General features: G+C 39.0%; 10 protein-coding genes and 1 pseudogene. 2 read left to right on the forward strand and 9 right to left on the reverse strand.

The features are described 5' to 3' along the window. The 5 genes from pqqE to pqqA form a co-directional block, all read right to left on the reverse strand. Positions 1–1,155 (reverse strand): pyrroloquinoline quinone biosynthesis protein PqqE, encoded by a 1,155-nt coding sequence (pqqE, locus tag AC1PJP_RS15615; protein ID WP_479767608.1) that lies wholly within the window; start codon positions 1,153–1,155, stop codon positions 1–3. Then, on the reverse strand, positions 1,152–1,436 hold the full coding sequence (gene pqqD, locus AC1PJP_RS15620) for a pyrroloquinoline quinone biosynthesis peptide chaperone PqqD (protein ID WP_416684695.1): 285 nt from the start codon (positions 1,434–1,436) through the stop codon (positions 1,152–1,154). Before pqqD ends, pqqE begins: the two co-directional genes overlap by 4 nt. Beyond that, the gene (gene pqqC / locus AC1PJP_RS15625; RefSeq protein WP_032006186.1) at positions 1,433–2,191 is read right to left on the reverse strand and encodes a pyrroloquinoline-quinone synthase PqqC; all 759 of its coding nucleotides are present in this window, start codon (positions 2,189–2,191) and stop codon (positions 1,433–1,435) included. Before pqqC ends, pqqD begins: the two co-directional genes overlap by 4 nt. Positions 2,192–2,199: 8 nt before the next feature. After that, a complete protein-coding gene (gene pqqB / locus AC1PJP_RS15630) occupies positions 2,200–3,111 on the reverse strand; it encodes a pyrroloquinoline quinone biosynthesis protein PqqB (RefSeq protein ID WP_312321376.1) in 912 nt (303 codons plus the stop codon). 76 nt (positions 3,112–3,187) lie between these two features. Continuing rightward, positions 3,188–3,262: a pyrroloquinoline quinone precursor peptide PqqA gene (gene pqqA, locus AC1PJP_RS15635; protein WP_001982218.1), complete on the reverse strand. Its 75-nt coding sequence runs from the start codon at positions 3,260–3,262 to the stop codon at positions 3,188–3,190. A gap of 249 nt (positions 3,263–3,511) precedes the next feature. Between pqqA and AC1PJP_RS15640 the strand changes: the two genes are divergently transcribed. Then, complete coding sequence (locus AC1PJP_RS15640) at positions 3,512–5,293, forward strand: bifunctional metallophosphatase/5'-nucleotidase (protein ID WP_479767610.1); 1,782 nt, start codon at positions 3,512–3,514, stop codon at positions 5,291–5,293. A 53-nt stretch (positions 5,294–5,346) separates the two neighbouring features. On the opposite strand, the gene AC1PJP_RS15645 is transcribed toward AC1PJP_RS15640, so the two are convergent. Together AC1PJP_RS15645 and AC1PJP_RS15650 are read right to left on the reverse strand one after the other, a co-directional pair. Beyond that, positions 5,347–5,748, reverse strand: a complete 402-nt coding sequence (locus AC1PJP_RS15645) for a transcriptional repressor (RefSeq protein ID WP_005305185.1) — start codon at positions 5,746–5,748, stop codon at positions 5,347–5,349. Positions 5,749–5,886: 138 nt separating this feature from the next. Continuing rightward, complete coding sequence (locus AC1PJP_RS15650) at positions 5,887–7,848, reverse strand: TonB-dependent receptor plug domain-containing protein (RefSeq protein WP_479767612.1); 1,962 nt, start codon at positions 7,846–7,848, stop codon at positions 5,887–5,889. Positions 7,849–8,065: 217 nt separating this feature from the next. On the opposite strand from AC1PJP_RS15650, the gene AC1PJP_RS15655 reads away from it, so the two are divergent. Further along, the gene (locus AC1PJP_RS15655; RefSeq protein WP_479767614.1) at positions 8,066–11,224 is read left to right on the forward strand and encodes a multidrug efflux RND transporter permease subunit; all 3,159 of its coding nucleotides are present in this window, start codon (positions 8,066–8,068) and stop codon (positions 11,222–11,224) included. A 55-nt stretch (positions 11,225–11,279) separates the two neighbouring features. Here AC1PJP_RS15655 and AC1PJP_RS15660 read toward each other — a convergent pair whose 3' ends face one another. Further along, positions 11,280–11,468, reverse strand: a complete 189-nt coding sequence (locus tag AC1PJP_RS15660; protein ID WP_235823111.1) for a phosphopantetheine-binding protein — start codon at positions 11,466–11,468, stop codon at positions 11,280–11,282. Positions 11,469–11,498: 30 nt separating this feature from the next. Then, positions 11,499–12,149, reverse strand: a pseudogene (locus AC1PJP_RS15665) (isochorismatase family protein); the annotation flags it as partial. Positions 12,150–12,156 lie beyond the last annotated feature (7 nt).

The raw sequence follows: 12,156 nt of genomic DNA on the forward strand, positions 1-12,156 counted from the left end.
CTATATGTCTGTAATTGTGTGGACTGGAATATTTTGTGTGCCGCTTAAAGATTTAGAGTTTCTACTATTACGGAAAACTAAATTTTGCAGTGGTGCAGCCAACTGACTTTCTGTACGTGCTTGTTCAATCATTTGATGATATGGCGATTTTCCACATACAGGATCGGCATTAGCTGCATCTCCAGTCAACATATAGGCCTGACACCGACATCCGCCAAAGTCTCGATCTTTATCTGGGCAACTACGGCAACCTTCTGGCATCCATGCATCACCACGGAAATGATTAAATCCAGTTGATTTGTACCAGATATCTGACAATTTATGTTCGCGGACGTTTGGAAATGAAATTGGCAATTGTCGTGCTGCGTGGCAAGGTAGCGCCATACCATCTGGAGCAACTGTAAAGAAGATTTTACCCCAGCCATTCATACAGGCTTTCGGTCGCTCTTCATAATAATCAGGCACTACAAAAATGAGTTTGCAAGGATGATTTTGCGCTTTTAATTTTTCTCGATATTCATTGGTAATCCGTTCTGCACGTGTCAGTTGCTCTTGGGTGGGTAATAAACCTTGGCGGTTTAAAAAAGCCCAACCATAAAACTGACAAATTGCTAGCTCGACTGTATCGGCATTCAGCTCAAGGCAAAGTTCAATAATTTGTTCAATCTGGTCAATGTTATGTCGATGAATAACAAAGTTAAGCACCATTGGGTAATCGTATTTCTTAACCAGTCGGCACATTTCATACTTTTGTTCAAAAGCATGCTTTGAACCTGCCAAGGCATCATTTACCACAGGATCGCTAGCTTGGAAACTCACTTGAATGTGGTCTAAACCTACTTGTTTTAGATCAGCAATACGTTGTTCAGTAAGGCCCATGCCTGAGGTAATTAAGTTGGTATAAAACCCTTGCTGATGGGCATGTGCAACGAGTTGTTCTAAATCTTGACGTACCAGTGGTTCACCACCAGAGAAACCGAGTTGAACAGCACCCATCTGACGTGCTTGATCAAAAACATCAAACCACTCTTGAGTGGTCAGCTGATTTTTATGCTGAGCATAGTCCAAGGGGTTTGAGCAATATGGGCATTGTAGCGGACAACGATATGTGAGTTCCGCTAGTAACCATAAAGGTAGGCCAACACCTTCTGTCATATTAAATCAATCCAGTGTTGCTGTTTTGCGACCAGCATGTAATCCACTACATCTTGTTCAATCTCAGCAATATCACCAAATTTTTGCTTTAACTGGGCAATAATTGCAGAAACATTCTGCTGCCCATCAATATATTGCCCGATTGCCCCTGCACTTTCATTTAACTTGATCATGCCTTCAGGATATAAAATCACAAAACCATTTTGAGCTGGCTCGAACTGAAAACGGTAACCTTGTCGCCATGTCGGCACAAGGTTTAAATCAAACTGCTCTTTATTCATTTAAATAGTCCTTTGTGCCAAACTCGTTTGCTCGTCACAGTGTGATATGGCGCTTCATTGTGAACATGTGCAAGTGTTAAAGCATCTAAAATGCTCCATAAAATATCCAGCTTAAACTGCAATATTTCAAGCATTCGCTCTTGTTGCTCATGAGTTGTAAATGAATCAAGTGTGATTGTTAAACCATGTTCAACGTCACGGCGTGCTTGACTTAAACGAGAACGGAAATACTCATAACCTTTATCATCAATCCATGGGTAGTGTTGTGGCCATGAATCAAGTCGTGACTGATGAATTTGTGGAGCAAAAAGTTCAGTTAAAGAACTACTGGCTGCTTCACGCCACGAAGCACGGCGTGCAAAGTTCACATAGGCATCTACTGCAAAGCGAACACCCGGTAATACCAGTTCTTCAGAAATAACTTGTTCACGACTCAAGCCCACAGCTTCGGCTAAGCGTAACCATGCTTCTCGACCACCGCCATCTGGATATTCACCATCTTGATCGATCATGCGTTGAATCCATTCTTGACGGACTCGTTGGTCGGGGCAATTTGCCATAATCGCCGCATCTTTAAGCGGAATATTAATTTGATAGTAATATCGGTTTGCAACCCAAGCCTGAATTTGTTGCTGGGTGGCTTTACCTTCATACATCATCACGTGAAATGGATGGTAGATATGATAATACTGGCCTTTATCGATAATGGCTTGTTTAAATTGTTCTGTCGTTAAAGCTTCAGGTGTTTGAGTCATGTCTCACCTTAGAGTTCAATCTGCATGCCGTCATAGGCAACTTCTACACCATTTGCTTTAAGCTCAGCAAACTGGCTAGAGTTTTCATTTAAAATTGGATTGGTATTGTTAATATGAATCAGCACTTTTTTAGGTGTACTCAGCTGATTTAAATAAGACAGTGAACCACCTTCGCCACTAATATATAAATGCCCCATTTCACGGCCAGTTTTAGTTCCAACCCCTGTTTGTTGCATTTCATCGTCTGTCCAAAGCGTACCATCAATCATGACGCAGTCTGAGCTCTGCATAATCTGCATGATTTGATCGTCAATTTTTCCAAGACCCGGTGCATAGAACAACTGTTTTTGTGTCTTATGATCTTTGATAATTAAAGCGATATTGTCGCCGTCATGTGGGTCATTTCGATGCGGTGAATATGGTGGTGCAGCACTTTTAATAATTAAAGGCAAAAATTCTAAATTTTCGAAACCATCAATTTTAAAAGCTTGTTTAGGGTTAATCTCATGATATTGAAGACCGCCATTCCAGTGTTTGAGCATATTAAAAACTGGAAAGCCGCTCGTTAAATCTTGGTGGACCATTTCTGTACACCATACATTCATTGGACAACCTTCACGTAAGGTTAAAAGCCCAGTCGTATGGTCTAACTGACTATCCATTAAAATAACGCTTGTTATTCCTGTATCACGCAATTTACGCGCCGGTTGAGCTGCTTTAAATTCGAAAAGTTGCTGGCGGATATCAGGTGATGCGTTTAATAAAACCCAGTCTGTTCCATTTTCAGAAACAGCAATTGATGATTGAGTACGGGCTTTGGCTTGGATTGAACCTGTGCGTACACCATGACAATTCGGGCAATTACAATTCCACTGCGGGAACCCGCCTCCAGCAGCTGAACCTAAAACATAAATATACATAAAATTAATATCTTATTAGAAAGAGATAAGCCCTAGAACAAGACTAGGGCTTATGACATATTTGGATGAAACTGAATTAACGTGCTTCGAAGTACATAGTAACTTCAAAACCAATGCGTAAATCAGTAAAAGCTGGTTTAGTCCATTGCATAAATTATCTCCGGTTCATATTAATCTTGTGAAATGAATCACTTGATTAAATCTTATAAGGTCATTAAAAATTTATTCTAAATAAAAAATTTGGGTTTGTAGACCACCCCTAGCCAAGATATTGTTCGATAATTGTGTTTTTTGTCCAAATTTTAATATTTCGAACATATTTGCTCATTGAAGGTTTCATCAAACATTCATACTAAAAGCGTATTTTTTTATCCGTCTTAATTGATCAAATGATAAAAAAATGAAAAATTTAACAACATTTTTTAAAGTAACAACACTTTCTCTGGCAGTAACGTTATTGGCTGGATGTAATGACGATGATGATAATGACACCGCGCCACCCGCTCAAAGAAGCAATCAAACCGTAAATATTTTAGCTTTTAATGACTTTCACGGAAATCTTGAGCCACCGAAGCGTTACGTCGAAGCACCAAATCCAAATGATGCTGCTCAATCTGTTCGTATTCCTGTGGGTGGAGTGAGTTACTTTGCCGATGCGATTAAAAAACTTAAAGCAGAAAATCCAAATAATGCTGTAGTTTCAGCGGGCGACTTAATTAGCGCTTCTCCTCTAACCTCTTCTTTATTTTTAGATGAACCGACCATTGAAGTCATGAATGATATTCAAATTGACTTTAATGCTGTGGGTAACCATGAATTTGACCGTGGTACAGATGAATTACGCCGTTTAAAGAACGGTGGATGTCAGCAATATACAAGCACTGCGCCTTGCCAAATTAATAAAAACTTTAGTGGTGCAAAATTTGATTTCCTTGCGGCTAACGTAGCAATGAAAAATGACGCCAGTAAAACAATTTTTCCTGCTTATAAAGTTAAAACTTATGGTGGAATTCCAGTTGCATTTATTGGTTTAACCCTTAAAGCAACGCCAAGTATTGTTTCTGCTGCCGGCATTAAAGATGTTGAGTTTCGTGATGAAGCCGATACGGTAAACGCCTTGATTCCTGAATTACAAAAACAAGGAATTGAAGCGATTGTAGTGGTGGTACATGAAGGTGCAGCGCCAAGTACAAAGTTTAATGAAAAAACATGTGATGGCTTAAGCGGCCCGATTTTAGGAATTTTGGATAAGCTTAATCCCGCAGTTGATATTGTTGTTTCAGGTCATACACACCAATCTTATATTTGTGACTATTCTACAAAAAATCCGGCAAAACCGTTCTTACTTACCTCAGCTGGACAATATGGCACGCTCATTACTGACATCAAGGTTGAGTTAGATGGTAAAACTGGTGATGTGATTAAGAAGGATGCTAAACAAGTTCCTGTACAAAGTGAGGCCTATACGTCTGGTACAACCACGGTAAGCCTTACCGATCTCTATCAAAAATTTAGTAAAACCCCAAGCATTGAAGCTATTTTAGATAAGTACCGCCAAGCGGTGACCACCATTTCAAGCCGTGTGGTTGGCACTGCAACAGCAGTAGTCAGTCGTGCTCAAGTTGAAAGTGGTGAAAGCCCGTTGGGTATTATGATTGCAGATGCTCAACAAGCGTTTGCGTTAAAGGCAAGTAACCAAGGCTCTGACTTTACCTTAATGAACCCAGGTGGTGTCCGCGCCGATCTACTCATCAATAGCAGTAACCAAATCACCTTTGGCGATGTTTTTGCGGTTCAACCTTTCGGTAACTCTATTGTGACTTTGAGCTTAACTGGCAAACAAATTAGAGATGTAATTGAACAGCAATGGTCTGGTTCAAATGCAAACTCACCTAGAATTTTACAGCCGTCTAAAGAATTAACTTATCAATATGCGGCAAATACGTCTGTTTCACCACGAGCAAGTAACATTATGGTTGCAGGTTCACCGCTGGTTGACAGTAAAGTATACCGCGTGACTGTAAATAGCTTTTTGGCAGATGGTGGTGACAACTTTACGGTATTAAAAGAAGGCCAAAACCGTGTAGGCGGTGGTCAAGATATTGATGCCCTTGAAAGCTATGTCGCTAAGAATTCACCTTTAATTATTCCAGCGACTACTCGAATTAAAGTCATCAAATAGCAAATTTAATAAAAAAGGACAGTTTAGGCTGTCCTTTTTTCTATCTGGACTTTTTATTCTGTATAGAGATTAAGTTCAATGCTACTGATATTAGTTCCTGTATTCGCAAAAATAACATCTATGACTTCATGCAGTAGTTCTTTCACTTTTTCATGTTCGTAGCTAGTTGCTTCTGCGGTTTTTAAACAAATCAAGTTACAGCTCATTTTATCTTTTCTGATCTTATAAATACTTTTACTTTTTCCTAAGAACACCCTTTTGATGAGCTTGCGATTTTCAAATTCAGATAAGATTCGATAAATTGTTCCGAGCGTAATTTTATGTTCATTTTTAATTTGTGCATAAATGCTCACCGCGCTTAAGCCTTGTGGATTTTGATTTAAAATTTCAAAAACCTGTATTCTCGATTTTTTTATTGGTAGTCCATTTAATAATGATTTTGAAGTTGCCGTCATGATTAATTAGCCCTAATGTTGAAAAGTATAGAAATTCTTAAAATTATTTTGTCTATACTGGTTTAAAAATTATGGATATTTGTTTAATAAAAAACAAAGCCTATTCCCCTACGAATAGGCTTTGTGCTTAGTTTTAACTTAGAAACTATAAGTCGCTTTTACAAAGTAATTGCGGCCATAAAGTTTGGTGTTAAAGGTTTTGTTTTTATCTTCCAGATCAACATCAGTCAGGTTTTTTACGCCATAGTCCAATGTTAAGCGTGGCGAAAGTGGTGAAGTAAATGTCACATCGTAAGTTGTATAAGCTGGTAACTCTTTAGTTGCAGAGTACATTTGTTTACCAACGTAGCTTACGCCTGCATTTACACGGAAGTCTTCAACTGGTGCCCAAGAAACTGAACCATTAGCCAGCCATTCTGGTCGTTCAGTTAAATCTTTACCTGTGGTTTTATTTTTTGCATCTAAGTAAGTGGCATTTGCCTTAACACCTAGATTATCCGTGAAGTCGTAACCACCTGTAAGCTCAACTCCTTTAAGTTCTGCACGGCTTACATTAGTCCAGATTTTTCTAAAATCACCCACTAAACGCGGGTCTCCATCACTTAAGGTAATGGCTTCAATGAGATTTTTCACATCGTTTTGGAAAACTGTAACTCCAGCATTCCAGTTTGGACGGGTTACAATTAAAGATGCTTCGTAGTTGGTACTTTCTTCTGGTTCTAGGTCTGGATTACCTCGAATGTGACAACTACCGCCACATGAAATCATTGAGTAATTGATATCTAACTGTGCTGGAGACGGAACTTTATAAGCTTGACCAACACCACCTTTTAAGACAACACCTTCAGCGAGTTGATAGGCTAAATAGGCTTTACCGGTCGATTTACCATCAAAGTCATCAAAGTCGTCGTAACGGCCACCTAGAGTTAAGGTCAGTGCATCATTAATATGGGTATCGTTTTGAACAAATACACCGTAACTTTTTTGCTGGTTTTTCCCTGTACCGATATAACTCACAACGTCTGTAATTTTTTGATCTTTATAATCAAAACCAGCTGTGGTGTTATTCATTACCCAGTCAAAGTTCGCGAAAGCACGACCAATTAAGTTTTCTTGCTTATAATTACGACTTTGTGGTGCATCATATTCGCTGTCGTAGTCATAAATTTTGGCTGTTTCTTTTCCAATATAAGCTTCTGTTTTCCCCCAACCCCATTTTCCGCGGTGAGCAATTCCTACATTGGTACGCTTCATTTCCGACTCTTGAATTGAGGTCGCAGCATCTTGAGTAAGTGGGCGTTTATCGTTGTTATAGCCCAAATCTAGGTCTAAAGTTTGTTGGTCATTAATATTCCAACTTAAAGTACCATTTACATTTTTGGTGTCTTTTTCTACAAAGTAAGCGCCATCTGGATCTGGTTTGCCATTTCGATACCATGCATCGCGATTATAAGCATCTCCAGCCAAAGTAAAACTTACATTGTCGGTTAGACCGCCATATAAGTTAAATCCGTAACGGAATTGATCTTTACCATTCCCACGGTCAGCTCGGTTATATTGTCCAAAGACCGAACCATGAAGCTGCCCGTCTTCGGCTTTCTTGGTAATAATATTGATTACGCCACCCATAGCATCTGCTCCATAGAGAGATGACATTGGCCCTCGAATAACTTCAACACGTTCAATACTATTTAAAGGAATTGCACTCCAGTCAAAGTCATTACCACGCCACATGGCACCATTAGATGACATGCGTTTGCCATTAAGTAGAATGAGTGTGTAATTGCCTGATGTATTTAGCATTCCCCGTATAACGATTTTATCTTGACCGCTATTATAGTTATAAACCCCAGCCTGCTTTTGTAAAACATCAGCAAGGCTTAGTGCCGCACTACGTTCAATCTCTTCACTCGTGATCACACTAATGGATGCGGGTGCTTTATCTACGTCTTGTTCTTTTAATGCAGCAGAAACCACAATAGTTTTAAGTTTTTGAACTGGTTCACTATTACCCTGCTGTTCAATATCTTTATTTGCTTGAACGGCAAAAGGAAGCAGTGTTGAGATGGCGACCACCAGCGCCTTTTTCGTTAACGTCATTTCTCGGCCCTTATTCTGGATAATGATTACCACATGATAATTATTATCATTTATGATGTGCCGAGCATCATATACGCATGACTTTTACTGATCAAGATAAAAATAATTATTAGTTATATAATGATAATCATTATTGTTTGTGCTGTAAAAAAGCGTTACCATTACACTTTCGTGTGCCTAAAAACCTATTTAAAACAATCTTAAAGTAGACATAACAATGCTCTCTCGATTTTTTATCTATCACCCTATCTTTGTTTCTGTCGTTGCAATCACTATTCTTATTTTTGGTTTCCTTGCCACTTTAGCCATGCCAGTCGAACGCTATCCCAACCTTGCTCCACCGGGTGTTACGGTTGTAGCGAATTATCGTGGTGCAGCTGCTGACACAGTCGAAGAAAGTGTGACCCAAATTTTAGAACAACAAATAAAAGGTCTGGATAATTTGCTTTACTTTACGTCCTATAGTGAATCGTCCGGAACGAGCAGCATTGATATTCATTTTAAAATTGGCACAGATATTGATAAAGCACAGCTCCAAGTACAAAACCGAATTAATGGTGCATTAAACCGTTTACCTGAGGAAGTTCAAAGACAAGGTGTAAACATATGGAAAACCACGGGTGATATGCTACTTATTGTGGGGTTATATGATGAAACAGGTAAAACCAGCAATATTGATTTGTCTGATTATATGGTGAATCACTTTGAACAGCCTTTAAGTCAGTTACAAGGTATTGGTGAAGTTAATGTTTTTGGTTCAAGCTATGCCATGCGCATTTGGTTAAATCCAAATCAACTTAGAAATTATCAACTTGTGCCGAGTGATATTGAAAAGGCCCTCGAAGATTATAATACTCAGATTGCTGCGGGTTCGATTGGTGCAATGCCCTCTGCTTCTGACCAAAATATTTATGCAAAAGTAAAAGCAGGTTCACGTTTAAAAACAATAGATGACTTTAAATCGGTGGTGGTTAAAGCAAATGTTGACGGTAGCCTTGTTTATTTAAAAGATGTCGCGAGAGTCGAATTAGGGGCAGAAAATTATGAAAGTATTAACACACTTAATGGCTATCCATCGGCAGGTTTAGGAATTTCTCTAAGTCCAGATGCCAATGCAATCGAGACTTCTGCTCTTATTAAAGAAAAAATGGCCCAGCTTAGCCAGCATTTACCAGCTGGATATAAAGTCGTTTATCCGAGAGACAATACACCATTTATTGAAGAGTCAATTAAGCAGGTCATAATCACTTTGCTTGAAGCAATCGTTCTTGTTGTTATTGTGATGTATCTCTTTTTACAAAATTGGCGTGCAACTCTTATTCCAACCATTACGGTTCCCATCGTCATTAGTGGCACATTTGTGGTGTTGTATTTATTTGGGATGAGCATTAACACACTTACGCTATTTGCTCTAGTTTTAGCGATTGGGTTATTGGTTGATGACACGATTGTAGTCGTGGAAAATGTTGAACGGCTTATGCACGAACAACAGCTAAGTGTACGTGAAGCTTGTTTAATGTCGATGCAAGAGATTAGCGGTGCATTGGTGGGTCTTACGCTGGTCTTAACCGCGGTATTTATTCCAATGGCTTTTTTTAGTGGTTCGACGGGTATGATTTACCGTCAGTTTTCTATTACATTAGCAGCAGCCATGTTGTTATCGCTATTTGTAGCCATGACCATTACACCTGCGATGTGCGCAGTTCTATTAAAAAAACATAATAAAAAACCAAAATGGGGACAAATGCTTGAGCTTGCTCTTCAAAAAGTCAGATCAGCTTTTAGTTTTTTATCTGTTCGTTTAATCCAGTTTAAAGTATTTTCCAGTCTGTTGGCTGTGGGCATTGCTGTTATTTTATTTATGATTTACCGCAGTTTGCCCACAAGCTTTATTCCAAATGAAGATCAAGGATTACTTGCTGTTCCCTATAGTTTGCATAACAGTGCTTCAATGAGCCAAACTGAAGAAATTGGAAGACTCGTCAATAATTATTTCTTTGAACATGAAGGCAAAAATATTAATACCGTACTGGTCGTGAATGGACAAAACTTTTCAGGGAGCGGTCCAAATTTAGGTATGGCCTTTGTTTCGCTTAAACATTGGAATGAGCGTAAAGGAGAAGCCAATACGGCGAGTACTATTCGTGAACGTGCTCAAGCATATTTACAAAAAAACTTGCCGGCTAAAGTCATGGTAGGAATGCCACCAAGTGTATCTGGTTTGGGTCAATCTGATGCTTTAGAACTTTGGCTTAGAGATGTAAATGGTCAAGGGCGCGATGAATTAATTAAACAATATAAAGCCTTAGAAAAAGAATCTCGAAATTATTCAGCCTTTGAAAATCTAAGCCCTCTTGTGAGTGAAGATAAAGCTGAAGTATTTATTCAACTCGATCAAAATAAAGCCAAAATATTAGGAATTGACCAACAAGCAATTCGTTCAACACTATCGACTGCTTGGGGTGGAAACTATGTTGGTGATTTTGTTGAACGAGGTCGAATTAAGAGAATCATTATGCAAGGTGATTCAGAGTTTCGTTCTAAACCTGAAGATTTAGCGTATTGGCATGTACGAAATAATACAGGTGGAATGCTTTCCCTTGCTCATTTTGCGCAAAGTCAGTGGACAGGTGGCCCAGAAGCTCTTACCCGATTTATGGGACTGGCTGCCATTCAACTTGAAGCAAATGTAAGTTCAGGCTTTAGCTCAGGTCAGGCAATGCAACAGTTAAGTGGTATGGTCAGTAAACAGTCTGGTATAGATGTCGCATGGAGTGGTCTTTCTTTACAAGAACAGCAATCTAGCAGCCAAGCGATCTATTTATATCTCATTTCTATTTTGTTTATTTTCTTATGTTTGGCTGCTTTATATGAAAGCTGGAAAGTTCCTTTTATTATTTTATTAGGGCTTCCTCTAGGCATTACAGGCACTATTATTTTTGCTTGGATTTTTAAGTTACCTAACGATGTTTACTTTCAAATTGCCCTATTAACAGGTATTGGCTTATCTTGTAAAAATGCAATTCTCATTGTTGAGTTTGCGACTCAAGCACTCAAACAGGGAAAAAGTAAAATCGATGCGGCAAGTGAAGCTTTAAAGCTACGCTTACGCCCGATTTTGATGACATCTCTTGCCTTTGGTGCTGGTGTGGTTCCTTTAATTTTTGCAACTGGTGCAGGTGCTGCGAGCAGATATGAAATTGGAATGAGTATATTTGGTAGTGTCGTGTTTGGTACTTTATTGGTACCGCTATTTACTGTGTTCTTCTTTGTTGTGGTTCATAGTTTACCGAGTTTTCAATGGTCAATGAAACCATGGCTGAGTCGAACTTTGAGATTTAACAGCCGTATAAAAAAGGACAATACATCCTTTTAAAAGTTAAGATAAAAAAATGGCAGATATTAAATCTGCCATTTTTTATTCTTTCAATTTAAGCGACTAGCTTATCAATCCAAACTTCTAGAGTTGGTTGTTCAGCTAAATCTTCAAAACTCACTTGTGCGCCGTAAGCTTGCCATTTACCCACTAATGTCATGAGGCGTACCGAATCAAGTCCAAGCATGAGTAAATCATCATTTAACTGAATGTCTGATGCAGGAATCTGAAGTTGTTCACTCACTGCCAAAACAATACCTTCTTCAGTAAGTGGTGAGACTGCTTGTTCAAGTGCCCAAGCTCGTGTGACTTGCTGAGTTGTCATGACTTGCCCACAACGAGTACTTGTATACTTTAAAGCCATATCGTGTTCTTCACGGCTAAAGTCAGCAAGTGCATCTCCGCATAAAAACGGCTGAATATTTAGCATAAAGGCTTCTGCCGCACTCATGAGGCAGCCAATATGAGCATAAACACCACAAATGATGAGTTGATCGCGGTTTGACTCACGCATAAGTTGTTCGAGTGGAGAAAATTTAAAAGCGCTATAACGCCATTTTGTTAAGACAGTATCATTTTTATCAGGCGTAATTTCCGGCAAAATTTGGGTAATATATGGGTCATCTTTTAGACCAGTTCCCCAAAAGTCCGTTAATAACTGGCGATGTTCAGGTGTCTGGTTACCGGGCTGTGCGGTATAGACGACAGGGATATTAAACTTACGCGCAGTTTCAATCAGTTCTTTGGTATTTTTAATAAGCTCTGGAATAGGCGCTTGAGTTTGATCATAAAAATCTAAAAAATATTGCTGCATATCATGTACCAATAAAACGGCGCTATCGGTATGCAACTGCCAATGTGTTTTATTCGCGGTAAATTCGTGCGCTTGTGGCATGTTGTAACTGGCAATTTTAGGAATACTCATCAAATTT

The organism is Acinetobacter sp. V116_7, assembly GCF_056735735.1.